The sequence below is a fragment of the Streptomonospora halophila genome (genome assembly GCF_039542725.1).
Lineage (GTDB): Bacteria > Actinomycetota > Actinomycetes > Streptosporangiales > Streptosporangiaceae > Streptomonospora > Streptomonospora halophila.
This window is the reverse complement of the sequence record NZ_BAABIK010000006.1, coordinates 133302-152509: the sequence shown is the minus strand read 5'-3', so window position 1 is coordinate 152509 and position 19208 is coordinate 133302. Positions and strand designations below refer to the sequence as shown.

General features: G+C 73.0%; 12 protein-coding genes. 6 read left to right on the top strand and 6 right to left on the bottom strand.

Annotation, left to right across the window (positions count from 1 at the left end; all coding sequences use genetic code 11):
• Positions 1–608: 608 nt before the first annotated feature.
• From ABEA15_RS07485 to ABEA15_RS07475, 3 genes are all read left to right on the top strand, one after another.
• On the top strand, positions 609–1616 hold the full coding sequence (locus tag ABEA15_RS07485) for a D-2-hydroxyacid dehydrogenase (protein WP_345556010.1): 1008 nt from the start codon (positions 609–611) through the stop codon (positions 1614–1616).
• Positions 1617–1680: 64 nt separating this feature from the next.
• Positions 1681–3150 carry an amidase gene (locus tag ABEA15_RS07480; protein WP_344141287.1) on the top strand — a complete coding sequence of 490 codons (1470 nt, stop codon included), beginning with the start codon at positions 1681–1683 and terminating at the stop codon, positions 3148–3150.
• Between the two features lie 215 nt (positions 3151–3365).
• On the top strand, positions 3366–4046 hold the full coding sequence (locus ABEA15_RS07475; protein WP_344141286.1) for a response regulator transcription factor: 681 nt from the start codon (positions 3366–3368) through the stop codon (positions 4044–4046).
• An 18-nt stretch (positions 4047–4064) separates the two neighbouring features.
• On the opposite strand, the gene ABEA15_RS07470 is transcribed toward ABEA15_RS07475, so the two are convergent.
• Positions 4065–5786, bottom strand: coding sequence for a sensor histidine kinase (locus ABEA15_RS07470; protein WP_345556009.1), 1722 nt, complete (start codon positions 5784–5786; stop codon positions 4065–4067).
• Positions 5787–6452: 666 nt separating this feature from the next.
• Here ABEA15_RS07470 and ABEA15_RS07465 point away from each other — a divergent pair.
• Both ABEA15_RS07465 and ABEA15_RS07460 read left to right on the top strand, forming a co-directional pair.
• Positions 6453–7634: a hypothetical protein gene (locus ABEA15_RS07465; protein WP_345556008.1), complete on the top strand. Its 1182-nt coding sequence runs from the start codon at positions 6453–6455 to the stop codon at positions 7632–7634.
• A 378-nt stretch (positions 7635–8012) separates the two neighbouring features.
• Positions 8013–9662, top strand: coding sequence for a hypothetical protein (locus ABEA15_RS07460; RefSeq protein ID WP_345556007.1), 1650 nt, complete (start codon positions 8013–8015; stop codon positions 9660–9662).
• An 817-nt stretch (positions 9663–10479) separates the two neighbouring features.
• Here ABEA15_RS07460 and ABEA15_RS07455 read toward each other — a convergent pair.
• The 3 genes from ABEA15_RS07455 to ABEA15_RS07445 form a co-directional block, all read right to left on the bottom strand.
• Positions 10480–11742, bottom strand: coding sequence for a L,D-transpeptidase (locus ABEA15_RS07455; protein WP_425579368.1), 1263 nt, complete (start codon positions 11740–11742; stop codon positions 10480–10482).
• A 256-nt stretch (positions 11743–11998) separates the two neighbouring features.
• Positions 11999–13633, bottom strand: coding sequence for an LCP family protein (locus tag ABEA15_RS07450; RefSeq protein WP_345556005.1), 1635 nt, complete (start codon positions 13631–13633; stop codon positions 11999–12001).
• A 492-nt stretch (positions 13634–14125) separates the two neighbouring features.
• Positions 14126–14395, bottom strand: coding sequence for a GlsB/YeaQ/YmgE family stress response membrane protein (locus ABEA15_RS07445; RefSeq protein ID WP_344141278.1), 270 nt, complete (start codon positions 14393–14395; stop codon positions 14126–14128).
• A 640-nt stretch (positions 14396–15035) separates the two neighbouring features.
• On the opposite strand from ABEA15_RS07445, the gene ABEA15_RS07440 reads away from it, so the two are divergent.
• Complete coding sequence (locus tag ABEA15_RS07440; protein WP_345556004.1) at positions 15036–16154, top strand: S1 family peptidase; 1119 nt, start codon at positions 15036–15038, stop codon at positions 16152–16154.
• A gap of 123 nt (positions 16155–16277) precedes the next feature.
• Here ABEA15_RS07440 and ABEA15_RS07435 read toward each other — a convergent pair whose 3' ends face one another.
• Positions 16278–17054, bottom strand: a complete 777-nt coding sequence (locus tag ABEA15_RS07435; protein ID WP_345556094.1) for a hypothetical protein — start codon at positions 17052–17054, stop codon at positions 16278–16280.
• A gap of 423 nt (positions 17055–17477) precedes the next feature.
• Positions 17478–19016: a long-chain-fatty-acid--CoA ligase gene (locus ABEA15_RS07430; RefSeq protein ID WP_345556003.1), complete on the bottom strand. Its 1539-nt coding sequence runs from the start codon at positions 19014–19016 to the stop codon at positions 17478–17480.
• Between the last annotated feature and the right edge of the window lie 192 nt (positions 19017–19208).

Sequence of the window (19208 nt, the reverse complement as noted above, 5' to 3'; positions counted from 1 at the left end):
GGGCCGCCGCGGCTGAGCGCGGACGGCGGTCGGCCGATGATAGGACTTATCGTGCTTTGCAGGCGGTGATGGGCTGTGCCGCAGCCGCCCGTGGCGGGCGCTGCCGGTCGGTCGAGTCGTGTCAACTTGTCAACGCGCAGCCCCCTGATCCCCGGCGACGCAACGCGATGCGGGGCATCAGGCTCGACGGTGCTGATTGTCGACAATCATACGATCGAAAAGCCCGACAGGGCAACGTTCGGGCGGGTTGGCGTGTTACGTCGCCGCTGCGTTCGCGGTGCCGCGCCGACCGCTCCACCCCCGTGCGACAGCGGGGGCGGCGGAAGTCGGATCGTAGCCATGTCGTTCTGTGAGCCAAGGAGTTGACTGCCTGTTTTGTCTTCCTAAGACCGCTTGGCCTCCGACTGAGCGGTGCGCAGCGCGCGCGCCGATCGGCCCTGCTCACCGCCGTTTCGCGACTTCCCGCATATTGTTGACAATCCTACGGGCTCTGCCTAGCGTTTCAACCGCATTCGCGGTACCCGACCATTGGACGGCGGTGATCGCGGGTAGGCAGAGCAGCGAAACCGCTTGGCCGACCACGTCTGTTGAACCCGGAGCCGCCCGCAGTGACACCCGCAACACAGCCGCAGACCCGCCTCGCCGTCCTGCACGGCGGCGAGCTTCCCCCCGGCAGCGCGCGCCTCGACGACCACCCCGGGCTCGCGTCCGTGCGCTACGCCACCGCCGACCGCCTCGGCGAGGTCCTGCCCGGCGCCGACGCCCTGTTCGTCTGGGACCTGTTCTCCGAGGCGCTGGAAGCGGCCTGGCCCAAGGCCGACAGCCTGCGCTGGGTGCACGCCGCCACCGCCGGGGTCGACAACCTGATGTTCGACGGCCTCGTCGGCAGCGACGTGGTCGTGACCAACTCCCGCGGCGTCTTCGACGAGCCGATGGCCGAGTACGTCCTGGGCCTGGTGATCGCCTTCGCCAAGGACCTGCCCGCCACGCTCGGCCACCAGAGCCGCCGCGAGTGGCGCCACCGCGAGACCGAGCGCGTCGGCGGCAAGCACGCGCTGGTGATCGGCACCGGGCCCATCGGCCGCGCCATCGCCCGCCGGCTGCGCGCCGTCGGCATGACCGTCGAGGGCGCCGGCCGCGCCGCGCGGCCCGAGGACCCCGACTTCGGCACCGTCGTCGAAGCCTCCCAGGACACCGCGGCCCCCGGCCTGGCCGAGGCGCTGCCCCGCGCCGACTACGTCGTACTGGCCGCGCCCCTCACCGACGCCACCCGCGACCTCGCCGACGCCGCCTTCCTCGCCCGCATGCGGCCCGGCGCCCGGCTGATCAACGTCGGCCGCGGCCCGCTGGTCGACGAGGACGCGCTCGTGCGCGCCCTGCACGCGGGCTCGATCGCCGGGGCCGCGCTCGACGTCGCACGCACCGAGCCGCTGCCCGCGGACTCCCCGCTGTGGGACGCCCCCGGCGCCCTCGTGTCGCCGCACATGTCCGGCGACGTCGTGGGCTGGCTGGACGAGCTGGTCGACCTCTTCACCGACAACCTGGACCGCTACCTCGACGGGAATCCGCTGCGCAACGTCGTTGACAAGTCGCGCGGGTACGTCTCCGGTCCCTGACACCGCCCTGGACCCCCGGGTCCGCGCTCCGCCCACCACGTGCCGACGTCAGGAAGGACTGAGATTGAGTACCAAGTTCGAGGGGCTGGACCAGGGCGACGCCGAGGCGCCGCGGGACGGGGCGGACGCCGCCTCCGCGCAGGCCGACTCGCCCGCCTGGATGCCGGCCACCGAGCTGCTCGGGGCCTACGCCCGCGGCGAGCTGTCGCCGGTGGAGGCCACGGACGCCGTGCTGGAGGCCATCGACCGCGGCAACCCCGCGCTGAACGCCTTCTGCCTGGTCGACGCCGACGGCGCCCGCGAGGCCGCGCGCGGGTCCGAGGAGCGCTGGCGCCGCGGCGAGCCGCTCGGCCGCCTCGACGGCGTGCCGACGTCGATCAAGGACATCATGCTGACCCGCGGCTGGCCCACCCTGCGCGGCTCGCTCAACACCGACCCGGACCAGACCTGGGAGCAGGACTCCCCGGTGGTGGCGCGGCTGCGCGAGGAAGGCGCGGTGTTCGTCGGCAAGACCACCACCCCTGAGATCGCCTGGAAGGGCGTCACCGACAGCCCGCTGTACGGCGTCACCCGCAACCCGTGGGACCTCGACAAGACCCCCGGCGGCTCCAGCGGCGGCGCCGCGGCCGCCGTCGCCGCGGGCATGGGCCCGCTGGCGACGGGCACCGACGGCGGCGGGTCGGTGCGCATCCCCGCCAGCTTCTCCGGCGTCTTCGCGATCAAGCCGACCTGGGGCCTGGTCCCGCACTACCCGGCCAGCGCCTTCGGCAGTCTGGCCCACTCCGGACCGATGACACGCACGGTCGCCGACGCGGCGCTCATGCTCGACGTCATCACCCGGCCCGACTACCGCGACTGGGCCCGGCTGGCCTCGCCCGCGTACTCCTTCGCCGAGTCGCTGGAGACCCCGATGCGCGGGCTGCGCATCGCCTACAGCCCGGCACTGGGCCACCTGTCGGTCGACCCGGAGGTCGCGCGCATCGTCGCCCGGGCGGCCGCGGCCTTCGAGGAGCTGGGCGCGGTCGTCGAGCAGGCCGACCCCCCGGTCCCGGAGTCGCTGGAGCACTTCCAGATCCTCTGGTACACCGGCGCCGCCAAGGCCACCGAGGCCCTCGGCGACGCCCAGCGCGAGCGGCTCGACCCCGGGCTGCGCGAGATCGTCGAGGAGGGGCTGACCTACTCCGCGCAGGACTACCTGACCGCCATGGCCACGCGCATGTCCATGGGCGAGGCGATGGGGCGCTTCCACCGGGAGTACGACCTGCTGCTGACCCCGGCCATGCCCATCGCCGCCTTCGAGGCGGGCCTGGAGGCGCCGCCCGGCTCGGGCGAGCGCCGCTGGACCTCCTGGGCGGGGTTCAGCTATCCGTTCAACATGACCCAGCAGCCGGCCGCGAGCGTGCCGTGCGGCTTCACCGGGGCCGGCCTGCCGGTGGGCCTGCAGGTGGTGGGCCCGCGCCATGCCGACCCGCTGGTCATGGCGGCCTGCCGCGCGTTCGAGACCGCGCGGCCCTGGGCGCACCTGCGCCCCTGAAGGGCCGGAGCGCTCGGGAGCACCGGAGCACCGCGCGTCCGGCGCACCGGAGGCGCCGCACGCGCGGTACCCCGCGCCCGCCGGACGCGCCCGGTGCGCCCGCCTGCGCACCGGGACTTTCGTCCCGCACCTTTCGTGGCTTTCGGCAGTGCCTGTTCCCCGGTCGGCGGCTACCGTCGTACACGGGCAGGTATCACGAGCGAAACGAGGCGTCGATGACGACCGCAGGTGCGCGGGGCGCAGAATCCGGTTCCGACTCCATCCGCGTCTTCCTGGTCGACGACCACGAGGTGGTCCGGCGCGGAGTAGCCGCCATGCTGGAGAGCGAGCCCGACATGGAGGTCGTCGGCGAGGCGGGCACCGCCGAACAGGCGCTCGCCCGCATCCCCCTCGCCGCACCCGACGTCGCGATCCTGGACGTGCGGCTGCCCGGCGGCTCGGGTGTCAGCGTCTGCCGCGAGGTCCGCTCCGACCACCCCGGCATCGCCTGCCTGATGCTGACGTCCTTCGCCGACGACGACGCGCTCTACGACGCGGTGATGGCCGGCGCCGCCGGCTACGTCCTCAAGCAGATCCACGGCGCCGACCTCGTCGGCGCGGTGCGCACTGTCGCCGCCGGCGGGTCGCTGCTGGACCCGGCCAGCGCCGGGCGCATGCTGGACCGGCTGCGCGAGGGGCCGCCCGAGCCCGACCCGCTGGCCGAGCTCAGCCCGCAGGAGCGCCAGATCCTCGACCTGATCGGCGAGGGGATGACCAACCGGCAGATCGGCGAGCGCCTGTACCTGGCGGAGAAGACCGTCAAGAACTATGTGTCCAGCCTGCTCTCCAAGCTGGACCTCAAGCGCCGCACCCAGGCGGCGATCCTCGTCGCGGAGCTGCGCAGCAAGCGCCGCTGAGCCGGGCGCCGGCGCGGCTCAGGCGGGCACTCGGGCGCCCTGTCGGCGGCTGTGCAGCGGGACGCTCCAGCGCAGCGTGGTCCCGCCTCCGGGGACCGGATCGACGGTGAACTCCCCGCCCAGTGACAGGGCCCGCTCGGCCAGGTTGCGCAGCCCGCTGCGCCGGCCGTTCTCGGGGATGCCGCGCCCGTTGTCGTCGACCTGCAGGGTCAGCCGCTCGTCGGCCTGCACCGACACGTGCACCTCGGAGGCGTCGGCGTGCCGGGCGACGTTGGAGAGCGCCTCGCCCAGTACGGCCAGGAGCTGCTCGCCGACCTCGTCGGGCACCGACGTGTCGATCGAGCCCTCCAGCCGCACGCCGGGCTGGCAGCCCAGCGAGCGCGCGCTGCCCTCGGCGGCGGTCAGGATCCGGTCGCGCAGCGACGTGTGCTGCGGCTGGGACGGCAGCTGCAGCGCGAAGACGGTCGAGCGGATCTCGCGGATGGTCTCGTCCAGGTCGTCGATGGTGCGCTGGACGCGGTCGCCGGCCTCGGCGTCTCCGATCAGCCGCACCGTGCTCATGAGGGTCATCGCCGAGGCGAACAGCCGCTGGATCACCACGTCGTGCAGGTCCTTGGCGATGCGGTCGCGCTCCTCCAGCACCACCAGCCGCTCGGCGTCGCGGCGGGCCTCGGCCAACTCCAGGGCCACCGCCGCCTGGGCGGAGAAGGCGTCGATCATCCGCTGCGTGGCCTCGTTGAAGGGGGAGCGGGCGCTCATCTTGCCCAGCAGCAGCACGCCGCGCGTGTGCTCGGGGGTGCCGATCGGCACGAGCAGACCGGGGCCGAAGCCGCGGTGGGTCAGCATGGGGCACTTGGCCTGGCGCAGGTCCTGGATGGTGGCGGGCTCGCCGTTGCGGTAGACCCAGCCGCACTTGGTGTCCTCCATCGTGACCGGGCTGCCGATGACCTGCTCGGCGACCGGGCCGTCGGCGATCTCGGCCACGAGGTCGCGCTCGCGGGAGTCGGGCAGCAGCACGATCGCGACGTCGGCGTCGGACATCTCGCGCGACTGCTGGGCGAGGTAGCCGAGCACCTCGTCGCTGTCGGCACCGGAGAGCAGCCGCGTGGTGACCTCGGTCGAGGAGGCCAGCCAGCGCTCGCGCAGCCGGGTCTCCTCGTACAGCCGGGCGTTCTCGATGGCCACGCCGGCCGCGGTGGCGAGCGCGGTCACGATGGCCTCGTCCTCCTCGTCGAACTCGCCGCCGTTGCGCTTCTCGGTGAGATAGAGGTTGCCGAAAACCTCCTCGCGCACCTGGACGGGAACGCCGAGGAACGACCGCATCTTCGGGTGGCCCTCGGGCATGCCGTGGTACTCGGGGTGGTCGGTGAGGTCGCGCAGCCGCAGGGCGGAGCGGTCGCGGGTGGGTACCGAGAGGATGCCCAGCCCCAGGGGGAAGACGTGCATGCCGTCGGTCTGGTCGGTGCTCAGGCCGACGGGGATGAACTCGGCGAAGTTGCCGTCCTCGTCCAGCACGCCCAGCCCCGCGTAGCGGGCGTCGACCAGGGTGGCGGCGGCCTCGGTCAGCCGGCGCAGCACGGTGGCGAGGTCGAGGTCGCTGCCGATGGACAGGACGGCTTCCAGCAGGGAGTGGACGCGGTCGCGGGTGGACAGCGCCGATTCCAGCCGGACGTGGAGTTCGGAGATGAGCTCGTCCAGACGCATCTTGGGAAGCAGCGAGCGTTCCGGGATGTCAGACATCGGATGCACACCTCCGGGTGCATACGTTATCGCGGAGTGCGATCGTCGTTGCCGGAAACGGCGGATTCCCGAGGAGGAACCCGTCGGCGGGAGGCGGCTGAGGAGGCAATCGGCAAACAGAAGCGACAGGAGACGGGGACCGGGGGACAACACGCGGACGGCGCGGGGAACGGCGGGCTGAGGGGGCCCTGTTCCCGTCACCGCGCCCGGGCGTCGCTCGGTCGGAGTCCCCGGCGTGCCGGAGGCCCGGACGCCCGGTAATCGGCAGGATACGGCACGCGCCGCGAAGAATCATTCGCGAACGGTCGGAAACCGCGGCCCGGGACCCGCACGGGCGGCGGCCGTCCGCGTCTCCGCACCGCGTGCGGTCGGCCCGCTGGTCACGGGCCCTGCGCGAAGCCGCTCCCGCGCCCGCCGGAGCGGCCGGGGACGAAACGGTTATAGGTACAGATCCGGGAACGGCGGCGGGTGACGGCCGAGAAAATTCCTCGATTCGACGGTTGCTTCCCGTAGTGATCATGCTACGGTCGCGTTCAGTTGAGGCCGAGCCCACGTTCCGGGCCACCGGCCGGTTCGAATCACCGTGGCCGAATTCGCGGGACAGCGACTACGCTTTCCGCGTCCCACGTTCCGTGAGCCGACGACAGCTACCGAAGGGGAACCCCCATGCCGCGCACAGACCGCTCGCGACGCGGAGCACGCGTCGCCGCGGGGGTGCGCACAGCGCGGGGTACCTCGGGGATGTGGCCGTCGGCGCGCCGGTGGCTGGTCGTCGCCGGGCTGCTTTCGGGTGCCTGGTTCGCCGGTGCCGCGTGCGCGGCGGCGGACGAGTCGCCCGTCGGCGGACTCACCGGCTCGGCGGCCTCCGGGCAGGCTTCTCAGCAGGGAGGGCCGGCGGCGGAGGCCGTGCAGGATCTCGACCCGGCCGCTTCGGGCGGCTCCTCCGCGGACGGCGGCTCCGGCCGCGCCGCGCCCGGCGACTCCGGCGGCAGCGCCGGCGGTTCCGGGGAAGGCGCCGCTGCGGACGGCACGGGTGCCCAGGTCGTCGCGGACGGCGTGGACACGCCGGTGTCCGCCTCCGTCGGCTCCGACGCCGACGCCGGCGGCGCATCCGGCTCCGAGGCCTCCTCCGACTCCGACGCCCGCGCCGACCGCCGCGGCCCGACGTCCGGCTCCGCGGACTCCGCCCAGGGCGGCTCCGCGACCGGGCGGCTCACCGGCGCCGTGACGGCCGTCAGCGAGGTCGGCCGCGACGCCGGGCGCACGGTGCCCGTCTCCGTCGCCGCCTCCGGCGGCTCCGGCCCGGCCGCGGCGGTCTCCGCGGCCGCGGCGAGCGAGGCCGCGGCCTCGTCCCACGGGCTTCCGGGCTTCGGCGTGGCGGACCTCCGCCCCGCCGGGTTCGGCAAGGCCGGCGTCATCCCCGGTCTCGGGCTCGGCAAAAGCGCCGGACCCGGCGCCGGCTCCGCCGCCGACCGCGCTCCGGACAACTTCGGTCCCCGACCGGCGGACCGCGGCACCGCGTCCGCGCCCGCCGACCAGGGGAGCGTCCGCGCCCACCCGGGGTCCGCAGCCGTCGCCGACTACGCCGACGTCGCCGTGCACGGCGGCTCGGCCGCCTCCGACGACGACGGTTCCGCGCAGGATGACGGCGGCGTCGACCGCCCCGAGCCGGCCGCCGCGGTGGGTTCCGGTGCGAACACCTTCCAGCCCGGCGGCGGCATGTGCGCCGGGTACCTTCCGGCCGCGGACTCCGCCGTCCCGGCCGCGGGCGCTCTCCAGCGCGCCCGCCAGGCGCTCGCCGACGTCCCGCGGGACCTGGGCGAGCAGCCGACCTTCTCCCCCGACTAGGACCTCCCGCCCCGGGACGCGGCGATAGCCCCCGCATCACGCGGTGCGCTGCCGCACACCCTGTCTGGCGCCCGGCTACCGGTCCAGCGGCATCTGCCCTCTGGGGGCTGACGTGAGCCCCGTGCCCGTGTTCGAGAGCGAGCCTTCTCGCCTCCGCCACGAGGTTCACGTCAGCCCGAGGTCCGCCAGATCCTCAGGTTGATCCCGGCATCCACCGTCCCTGCAAGCCACGCACGGACGCGGAGCGCCGGGGAAGTCCCCGAAGTCATCCCAGAACCGCAGAGGATGCCCCCGGCCAGGGCAGCCAAGCGGAATTACGGACGCATCATCGTCCATCCCCGAAGCAACCGATATTTCAACGATCCGGAAGGACGTTCCATGTTCCAGTTCGCTCGCCAGTCCGCCAAGGCCGTTCTCGTGGCGGCCAGTGCCGCAGGTGTCGCCGCTCTCGGCGCGGGTTCCGCCGGAGCCGACGACCTCGGCGCGCTGAGCGCAACTGACTCCCTGCCGCAGGCGACCCCGGCCACCGCGGGCCTGCCCGCCGGCCTGGGCGGCGGCGCGGAATCGCTCGTCTCCAAGGTGCAGGAGGCCGACCTGCGCACGGTGCAGCCCGTCCCGAGCACCCCCAACCTGGGCACCCCTGCGGGCGACGTCTCGCACGTCGCCCCGCAGGCGCAGGCCCAGCTCGACTCCGTCCACAACACGATCGCCCGCGCCCGCAACACCGTGGGCCTGAGCCACGGCACGGTCCACCACTCCGCGGGCGTTCCGAGCGTGCCGGGCGTGGGCAACCCCGCGGGTGTCCTGCCGACCGGAGCGGTCGATGGCCTGCTGGGCGGCGTCACCAGCACCGTGCCGCTGGGTGGTGCGGCGGGTTCTCTGCCGCTGAGCAACGAGGTGCAGCACCAGGCGGGTGCGGTTGAGGGTGCCGCGTCGACGCTGCCGGCGGACGCGGGCGTTGCGGGTGTGCCTGCTGTGGGCAACCCTGCGGGCCTGCTGCCGGCCGATGCGGTCAACGGCGCGCTGGGTGGTGCGGCGGGTTCTCTGCCGCTGAGCAACGAGGTGCAGCACCAGGCGGGTGCGGTTGAGGGTGCCGCGTCGACGCTGCCGGCGGACGCGGGCGTTCCGGACGTGCCCGCCGTGGGCGACGCCGCGGACACCGTGCCCACAGGTGCGGTGAACGGCGTGCTGGGCGGTGCGAACGGCAAGGTCCACCAGGCCGCCAACGGCATGGTCCCCGGCGTGGGCAACCCCGCGAACGTCGTCCCCAACGGTGCGGTGAACGGCGTGCTGGGCGGTGCGAACGGCAAGGTCCACCAGGCCGCCAACGGCGTCGTCCCCGGCGTGGGCAACCCCGCGGGCCTGCTGCCGACCGGTGCGGTCAACGGCCTGCTGGGTGGTGCGGCGGGTTCTCTGCCGCTGAGCAACGAGGTGCAGCACCAGGCCGGTGCGGTCGACGGCACCGCCACGACGCTGCCCGCCTACGACGTCGCGCCCCAGCAGGGCGACCCGCTGGGGATGCTGCCCACCGGCGACCTGACCGGCCTGCTCGGCGAGGACGCCTTCTCCGTGGTGCCCGGCGCCACGACCGAAACCCTGCCGCTGAGCAACGAGCTGCCCGCCCCGACCTCCGTCCAGGGCCAGCCCGCCGAGATCGCGGGTGAGGCCGTCGGCTCGGCCGTCGAGCAGACCGCCGGCACGGTCCTGCCCAACACCACCGACGAGGTGGACACCCTCGCCGGCGAGCTGCCCGAGCCCTCCACCGAGAGCGTCGAGGACCAGCTGCCCGAGACCCCGGTCTCCGTGGAGGGGGTCGACACGGAGGCCGTCGAGTCCACCGTTCCCGCCACCGGCCAGGTGCAGGACGCCGCTGACACCGTCACCGAGGAAGCCCCCTCGGTCGGCGAGGTGGCCGAGCAGGTCGACATCAGCGAGGCCGCGGGCGACGTGACCGAGGCCGCGGCCGGCGGCGCCGGCGCGACCGGTGTCGTGGACGTCGTCGAGGGCGTCGGCACGCCGGCGCTGTAACCACCGGGCGCTTCGACCGAGCGCTCCGCACTGGTCCACCTGACCGTGCACCGCGGCCGATTCCGTCGGGGCCGCGGTGCACGCCGGCCCCGGGTGACGGGTTGCCGGCCGGACGCACCGCCCTGGGAACTGTGGGGGTTCCCAGGGCGGATTCCCGGCCAGGCACCGTCGCCCGGGGCCTTTTCACGTTGTGCCGCCCGCACCCGTTCGGCTAATTCCGCCCCCCGGCTCGTGAACCGTCCGGGGCGCGGGCGTCCGCGAGACAGGGGCAGCGGGACGCGGCCCGCGCTCTCCGGGCCGCCGCGCGCACGGCCCCTCGTTTCCTTCTTCCCACGTCGCTGCGGCGCCCTGCCGCGCCGCCCCCGCTGTCCGGCCGCCCGCAGGGCGTTGCGATCCGCCGTCCCTCCCTGGGCGCAGCGGCGCCCCCGAGCCGAGCAGCCGCGCGGGACAGCCCGCGCGGCTGCCCGGGTCGGGTCCGGGCACCGGAGCGAACGGCTCCGGTTCCGGAAGCAGGGCACGCGCCGGGCGGCCCGCCCCTGCCGGCCGCGCGCACGGCCGCGGGTTTCGTTGCAGCAGGCACCGCCGACATCCGACGGTGCCTCCGGGCCCCGCCCGCTGCCTCGGGCGGCACTCCCGCCGGGTCGGGCGGCCGCCCGCCGCCGGTCGGCTCGGCGCCCCGCCATACGAAAACCGGCGGGCCGTCGGAGTCGACGGCCCGCCGGTGGCGTGGCGCGGTATGGAGTCGTCCTGCCGGGGAGCCGTGCCCGCCCCCGGCGGGCGGCGTGCCCGGGCGCCGGGGGCGGGCACGCTCGCCGCGTTACGCCTCGTGGTGCGGCGAACCGGGCGTGCCGGCCTCGGAGGTGTCGTCGGCCTCGCCCGTAGCGCTCTGCGAGACCCACTCGTCGGCGGAGCGCTGCCAGTAGCCCCAGCCGTTGTTGACCTCAAGCTCGCGGTCGGTGCCGGTGACGTCGACCGGGTCGCCGCGCAGGCTCTCCTCGTAGAACCACCGGGAGTCCGGGACACTCATGTTGATGCAGCCGTGGCTGGTGTTGGCCTCGCCCAGCTGGTAGTTCCAGTCGGCCGTGTGCAAGAACTCGCCGGAGTTGGAGATGCGGACGGCGTAGGCGACGTACTCCTCGTAGTAGGAGGGGTCGTCCTTGGAGACGCCGAGCGTGTCGTTGCTCATCCGGTAGTCGGTGTGGAAGGCCATGGTCAGGTGGGTGCCGGAGGTGGTGGTGTACTTCTGCTGGGTGGCCATACCCAGGCTGACCGGGAACTCCTTGATCTTCTCGCCGTCGCGCTCGACGACCATCTGGTGCGAGTCCTCGTCGATCGACGAGATCTGCGAGCGGCCGACCTCGAACTCGAGCCGGCGGTTCTCGACACCCAGCACGCCCTCGGACGCCGAGACGCCGGCGAGGTTCAGGTTCACCGTGACCTTCTGGTGCGGCTCCCAGTACTCGGCAGGGCGGAAGACCGCCTGCTTGTCGCCGAACCAGTTCCAGGCGCCCTCGGCGGGCTTCTCGGAGCGGACCTCCATGGCGGCCTCGACCTGGGCCTTGTTCTTGACCGGCATGTCGAAGTCGACGACGACCGGCATCCCCACGCCGACGGTGCTGCCGGGCTCGACGTTGATGCTCTTGATCTCCAGCCGCTGCCCCTCGACCGCTTCCACCGTGGAGAACTCGCTGATGAACTCGGTGCTCTCGCCCTCGCTGTTCTCGGCGACAGCGGTGACGGTGACGTCGCTACCGGGGTGCATCGTCCAGTCGCTGACCCACTCGGTCTTGCCGTCGTTGTAGGTGCCGGTCATGCTCTCGTCGGTCTCGTCCTCGGAGAGCTTCTGCTCGACCTTCACGTCGGTGATCTTGCCCTTGTCGGCGTCGACCACGATGGGGGAGTCGGTGCGGACCTCGGAGCCGCCGTCCTCGGGTGTGATCGTCACGTCGGCCGCGGCGGCCGTGGGCTCTTCGTTGGCCAGGTCGCCCTCGTCGGTGCTGCAGGCTGACGCCGCCATCAGGACGGCGGCGGCAGCGGCGCACAGCGCGGCAGTGGACCGGCGTGGAAAGCGGGTTGTCACTTCGGGGGTCCTCCAGGTCGTCGGTTAGCGGGCACGGTCCCGAACGTGGCAGGGAGGGAGGTAGTGCCACCGCGACTCGGCGGTGCGGCGTATCCGCCACTGTGCGGTGCGGGGACGGTGGTACCCGGTTGTTCTGACGCGCGAACCCCGGTGGCTGGTTCGCACAAATCACAGATTTCCTCGCAAAATGTGCGGCCGAGGGGGTGGCCGTTCGCGGCCGCGGGCGCCGGACCGGCGCAGAGTACGGGCGATCCGGTCACAGCTGCGGCTCCGTGGACTCCTCGGCGCTCTCCGTTCCCTGCCCCAGCCCGTTCGAGCAGGGGTTGGAGGTCGCGTCGCGGCCCTCGATGGGCTCGGACCCGGCGTCCGCGGGGCCGGGGGACGCGCTTTCCCCACCGCCGGGCCGCGCCGACGCGGTGCCCGCGTCCTGCGGGGCCTGGGAGCCGCCCGATCCGTTGGCGTCCTCGGCGCCGGCGTCCTCCGCGCTCTGCTCGCCGGTGACGAGCCGGCGGTCCTCCACCGGGCGGTCGTGCCGGATGGCGGAGAACAGCCGCGCGGCGGCGTCCTCGTCCCAGACCACGCGGTTGGGATCGTAGGGGGCGCGCGACCACGGCACCGTGTAGAAGGCGATGTCGGACAGGCTGGTCCCGGCGAGCGTGGAGGCGATGGAGACCATCGTCGGCAGCGTGAAGTCGTCGTCGGTGCCGGTGTGCTCCGACAGCGCCTGGAGCATGCCGGTGGCCTGGCTCGGCTGGGTGAGCAGGTGGGTGCCGTCGACCTCGTCCGCCAGGGCGCCGAGGAACATCTGCTGGCGGTCGATGCGCCCGATGTCGCCCCCGTTGCCGATCTCGTAGCGGGCGCGGACGAAGGACAGCGCCTCCTCGCCGTCCAGCAGCTGCTGCCCGGCGTCCAGGTCGAGCTGGGCGCGCTTGTCGTGCATCGGCCGGGGGATGCACATGTGCACGCCGCCGATCGAGTCGATCATCTCGCGGAACCCGACGAAGGTGACGTGCGCGAAGTGGTCGATGCGGATGCCGCTGAGCGACTCGATCGTCTTGACGACGCACGGCGGACCGCCGTGGAAGAGCGCCGCGTTGATCATGCCGTGGTAGCCGGGGGTGCCGTCGGTCTCGCCGTAGGCGTCGCACTCGGGAAGCCGGACCAGGGAGTCGCGCGGGAAGTTGACCACGGTGACCCGGCCGTCGGCGGAGACGTGGGCCAGCATCAGCGCGTCGGAGCGCTCGCCAACGAAGTCCCGCCCGCCGTAGGCGGCGTTGCCGCCCTCGCGGCCGTCGGAGCCGATGAACAGGATGTTCAGGTCGTCGCCGATCTTCTCCGGGCGGTCCTCCTCGTCCAGCGCCGTGTCGAGGTCGTGGCGGACGATGTTGCCCTGCAGCGACCGGAAGTACCCGTAGGCGGTGCCGGCGCCGCCCACCAGCACGATCACGACGGCCGCCGCTATCAGGGCAGCGACGCGCGAGGGCTTGCGGCGCCGCGGGGCGGGGGAGGCGGGGGAGACGGGGGCGCTCTCAGCGGGCGCGGCGGCGGCCCCGGGTCCTTGCGCGCCGTCCGCGGTGCCGCCGGGGGTGGGCGCGCCGCCGGGTTCCGCGGCCGCATGGTCTCCTTCTTCCCCGGCGGCCTCCGCCGCCGCGGGGGGTTCGCCGGCCTCACCGGCGGCACCCGTGCCGAGCGGCTCTCCGGCCGTCCCGGCCTCCGCGGAGCTTTCGGTCCCCGCGTTCTCGCCGGACTCCTCGGAGGGGCGGTGCCGCTCCGCATCACCGGGTGCGCCGGGCGCCGGGGAGGGGCCCTCGTCTTCGGGATCGCGCGGGCCGGAGCCCTCGGTGCGTTCGGATCCGGCGCCGGAATCGGCGTCAGGGGCGTCGTCGGGCATGCGAATCTCTTCGTGGGCAGGGGGTGGTGGTGCGCCGGGGGACCGGGCACGCAGTTTCGGACCCGCTGGGCCGGAGACCGACGAGGGCGGTAAGAGAGGGGGGTCCGGCCGCGGTACACAGGACGGCCGCAGCAGTGTAAGGAGATCTTACGAGATGCCTTGCGCGCCCGCGTCGGCGGATTGCGGTTGTTCGTCACCTATGCCGGGATCGCGGCGATAATTTCCGCCACACCTATTACCGCGAGAGTCGAGTCCGAATCCCGGCCGGGAGGCGCGTGGCGGCACACGGGTCTCCGCTCGGCCGGCCCTTCTCCGGCTCGGCCGCACCGGCCCCGACCGGCCGCGGCGGTCGGGACGCTCGGACGGCGCGCATGCGGACGTGCGCGCGTGGACGGCAGCGGCGACCGGGGCCGAGGAGCGCGCCCCCGGCCCGTCTCGCCCCCTGCGTCCGCGGGTGCCCCGGTGTCCCCGGAGCCCCGCGGGCGCCGAAGGTCAGCTGCCCTTGCGGGTGCGCATGCTCGAAACGGCGCCCACGCCGACGACCGCCAGGACCAGCTGGGTGATCAGTTCCCACCAGTCGATGCCGGGGGTGTCCGCGTATCCGGCGAAGGCGGCGATGGCCGTGCCGATCAGGGCGGCCACGATGCCGACCACGACCGTCAGCCACACCTGGATGTTCTGCTTGCCGGGCAGGATGATCCGCGCGAGTACGCCGATGATCAGTCCGATGATGATCGCGGTGAAGATGCCGGTGATCTCCATGACGGTCCCCCCTTGCGGATTCGGTAGTCCGTCACTGTGGTTCTTTCCCGAACGGGCGATCGGATGCGTATCGAACGCGGTCGCAAGTCCGGCGGCGGGGTTCCGGGTGCGGTCGGTCGGCGGAGGGGGCACCGCGGTCGGTGCCGGGAAAGCCCGGCGACCTGCTTCGCTTCCCACACCCTGGGGCCGCAGCGGACTTCGGCAGGCCGGGCGTCAGATCCCGTCTGTCCAGCGCAACCGCCGTTTGAAGGCCAGGGCGTCTCACTAAGAGTCGAAGCCGTTCTCTTCCGTCTCGGTAGCCGGGCAAATTTTGGCCGAATCCGGCCAAGATCGTCCCTTGTGTCCGCGATAGTGAGTCTTCTGGCAGTCATTTCGTATTTGTGAAACCCGACGTCAGGCGAGCCGCAGGGGGTGACTGGTCTGTCCGCCCGTCCGCCGCGGCGGCTCGGCGGGCCCGGTCTGCCGTTGCGTATCGGGTCTGTCGCGCGCCGTTAACTTCACTTATCGTTTCGTCTCATTCACCGAACGTCGGTGGATGCGGCGGGACGGGCTCACGAGGTCCAGCCCGCCGGGGATTCGCGTCCGGTCCCGAGCCGGGCGCAGTTGCCCTTTTCTCATCCCCGCTCAAGGAGTAAGGCACGTGCGAAAATCCCCCCACTTCATGGCACTCGGCGGCATCGCCCTGTCCGCAGGGCTGATCGCAGCGGCCACGACCGGCGCGGCGGCGGAACCCGCTCCGACGGTGGCGCCTGAACAGCTCCAAGCGATGCAGCGCGACCTCGGGCTCACCGCCTCGGAGGCCGAGCAGCTCGTCAAGGACGAAGGTCGCGCCCGTTCCCTGGAGAACGAGCTTCGCGACGACCTCGGCGCCAAGTTCGGCGGTGCCGTCTTCGACAGCGACACCGGCGAGCTGACCGTCTCGGTCACCGACTCCGACGCGGTCGAGACCGTCGAGGACGCCGGAGCCGAGGCCGAGGTCGTCACCTACGGCCAGGACACCCTCGACGAGATCGTCGGCGACCTCAACTCCAGCGCCAAGGAGGCCGGGTCGGGTGTGACCGGCTGGTACTCCGACGTCGAGGCCGACACCGTGGTCATGACCGTCGAGAAGGGCGCGGCCGCGGCCGGCAAGGAGTTCCTCGCCGACGCCGGCGTCGACAAGGGCGCCGTCAAGGTCAAGCAGAGCGCCGAGAACCCGAAGACCTACGCCGACATCGTCGGCGGGAACGCCTTCTACATCAACGGCACCTCCCGCTGCTCCATCGGCTTCGCCGTCACCACCGGGTTCGTGACCGCCGGCCACTGCGGCAGTCCGGGCGACTCGGTCTCCGGCGCCGGCGGCGGCAGCGGCAGCTTCTCCGGCTCCGTGTTCCCCGGCAGAGACATGGGCTACGTCACCACCAGCGGGTGGAACCCCACCTCGCAGGTGAACAACTACTCCGGCGGCACCGTGAGCGTCAACGGCTCCAGCCGGGCCCCGGTGGGCTCGTCCATCTGCCGTTCCGGCTCCACCACCGGCTGGCACTGCGGCACCATCCAGGCCCGCAACCAGACGGTCCGCTACCCCCAGGGCGTGGTCTACGGGCTGACGCGCACGAACGTCTGCGCCGAGCCCGGCGACTCCGGCGGCTCGTGGGTCAGCGGCGACCAGGCGCAGGGCGTCACCTCCGGCGGCTCGGGCAACTGCTCGTCCGGCGGCACCACCTACTACCAGGAGGTCAACCCGATCCTGGACCGGTGGGGTCTGACGCTGGTCTGACCCGGCCGCGGAGCCGCTCCCGCTGAGGGAGCCTCCTGCCCCCGACGGAACGAAGGAGGGCGGCCCCGGTGCACCTGCCTGCGCCGGGGCCGCCCCTTCGTGTGCCGCGGGGACGCCGAGGCGTCAGGCCTCGTCGTTCCAGAAGGCGCTGTGCGCGTCGTCGCCGGCGTCGGCGCCCTTGCCCGTCTTGGACCGGCGCGCCTGCTTGGCGGGCTCCTCCTCGGCGGACTGCTTGCGCCGGATGCGGCCGCGCGGCGCCGGGGCCTCACCTTCGGAGGCCGCCGGCGAGGCGTCCTTGGCGGCCGGGGCGGACCCCTTGGCGGTGGACGGCGAGCCCTTGCCCGAGCCGCCGCCGGAGGAGGCGGCCGAGCCGGAGGGACCAGGGCCCGCGGTCTTGTCCGCCGTCTTGACGGCGGACGCGACGCTGCGCGGGGCGCCGCCGGCGTGGATGCTCAGCGCCTCGTCCTCGACGTCGAGCATCTTCTGCACGTTCTGCGGCACGGCGGGCAGCCGTTCGTTGCGGAAGTGCGCACCCAGCACCTCAAGAGCGTGGTCGCACAGCAGGGGGCGCATGACCGCCGGCTTGGCGCCGCTGAGCTCCTGGAGCTCGGGGAGCCACAGCTCGCGCAGCAGCCGGATGATCGCCCGCATCCGTTCGCGCGTGCGGCGGTCGGAGATCGCCACCGACATCATCTCCGCTTCTGCCAGAGCCGGTGTCGGTTCGGCGCCGTCGGACTCGGCGGCGCCTTGGCGCTCGGCGATGAACAGGCCGGTCAGCTGGCGCGTCGACTCGCGGGCGGCGACGCGGTTCTCGCCCTTGCGGACCTGCCGGCCCTGTGCCCAGGTCACAACGACGCTGGTCACGAGGCTTATGGCCGCGCCCGTAAGGACGAGCAGCATGTCGTACACGGAAGACCTCCGAGGGGGAATGCGGGGCGGGCCGTTCTCCACGGCCTCGCGTGATCCGTGAGGATTCGCGAACGCAGCACGGATTGTCAAGTTCGCGCGAAGGTGTGAAGGGGCCGCCTGGGCACGGACGCGGAGGTCGGCGCGGTCGCGCTTCGATACGGAATCGCCTCCCCGACCGGCCTTGACACATCGACGGCCGCGAATATGAACTTGCAGCGGCGTGCCTCCGGATTACGCCCGCGAGCGGCCGGAGGGGACGACGGGCCGGGGCGGCCGCCGATGAGGGGAGGGCGTGCCGCACTCCGGTCGCGTGGCCGGTCCCGGGCCTCCGCGGTCCGGGACCGGTTCTCGGCCGCCGCTCACCCCGGCCGCGCTGCGGCGCCCGCGCGTGGGCGGCGGCGCTGCGGCGCCGGACTACCGCAGCTCGCGCTTGAGGATCTTGCCGGTGGCGCTCATCGGCAGCGACGCGCGGAACTCCACCGAGCGCGGGTACTTGAACGCGGCCAGCCGGTCGCGGCACCACGCGACCAGCTCCTCCTCGGTCGGTTCGGTGCCGGCCTCGGGCACGACGAACGCCTTGACCTCCTCGCCGCGGGTGTCGTGGGGCACGCCCACCACGGCGGCGAGCGAGACCGACTCGTGGGCGATCAGCACCTCCTCCACCTCCCGCGGATAGACGTTGAAGCCACCGCGGATGATCATGTCCTTGGCGCGGTCGACGATGAAGTAGTAGCCGTCCTCGTCGCGCCGTGCGATGTCGCCGGTACGGAACCACCCGTCGCGCATCACCTCGGCGGTGGCCTCCGGGCGCTTGTAGTAGCCCTTCATGACGTTGTGGCCGCGGATGGCGATCTCCCCGGGGCCCTCGCCCTCGACGGTCTTCCCGTCACCGTCGACCAGCTTCATCTGCACACCCCACACCGGGAAACCGATCGAGCCGGGCTTGGTCGGCCCGGACAGCTGGTTGAAGCTGGCGGTCGGCGCGGTCTCGGAGAGCCCGTACCCCTCAAGGATCTGCACTCCGAAGACCTCGCGGAACTCCTGGAGCACCTCCAGCGGCAGTGCCGCTCCTCCCGAGACCGCCGACTCCAGGGCCGGAACCTCCAGGCCGCCCGCGCGTACCGCCGACAGCAGCGCCCAGTACATGGTGGGTACGCCCGCGAACAGGGTGACCCGCTCCTCGCGCATCAGCGACAGCGCCTCGACCGGCTCGAACCGGGACATCAGCACGAGCTTCGCGCCGCGGCGCAGCCCGGCGTTCATGATCGAGGACTGGCCGAAGGAGTGGAACAGCGGCAGCACCGTGAGCGTGGAGTCCTCGCCCGGCCGGCTGGGCACCAGCTCCTCGTTGACCACCGCGTTCATCAGCATGTTCTGGTGGCTGAGCTCGGCGCCCTTGGGGCGGCCGGTGGTACCGCTGGTGTAGAGGATGACGGCGGTGTCGTCGGCGGCGGTCTGCACCGACTCGAAGCGGTCGGAAGTCCCCTGCAGCGCGGCCCACAGCGTCTCCGCGCCCTCGATCGAGGACTCGGTGGCCAGCGGCGCGGTCGGCAGGACGATGAAGTGCTCGGTGCCGGGGACGGCGTCGAAGGCCTCCTTGCCGCGCCGGCCCAGAGGGAGGTCGGGCGTTCCCTCGAAGCAGAAGAGCGCCTTGGCGTCGGAGTCCTCCAGGTAGTAGGAGATCTCGCCCGACTGGGAGAGCACGTTGAGCGGGACCACGACCGCTCCCGCCTTCAGGGCGCCGAAGTAGACCAGCGGGAAGTAGGGGAGGTTGGGGCACGCCAGCGCCACCTTGTCCCCGGGGCCGATCCCGCGCGCGACCAGCAGGTCGGCCACCTGGTTGGCGAGGCCCTCGACCATGGAGTAGGGCATGCGCACGTCCCCGTAGACCAGGGCCGTGCGATCGGGGTGCTTCTGTGCGCTGTCCTCCAGCACGATCGCCAGGTTGAGCATGGGGGTCCTCCTTGCGAGCGGGGCACCGGTGTGTCCTGTGCCATAGTCGCAGAGAAGGATACCGACCGGTAGGTATGAATGGGAGGCGGTCGAACCCCTGAACCCCTGCCGGGACGCCGCCGGCCGCGCCACCGCCCCGACCGGGCGGGGAGGCCGGGCGCCTCAGCCGGCCGCCACGAGAGCCCGGTGAGC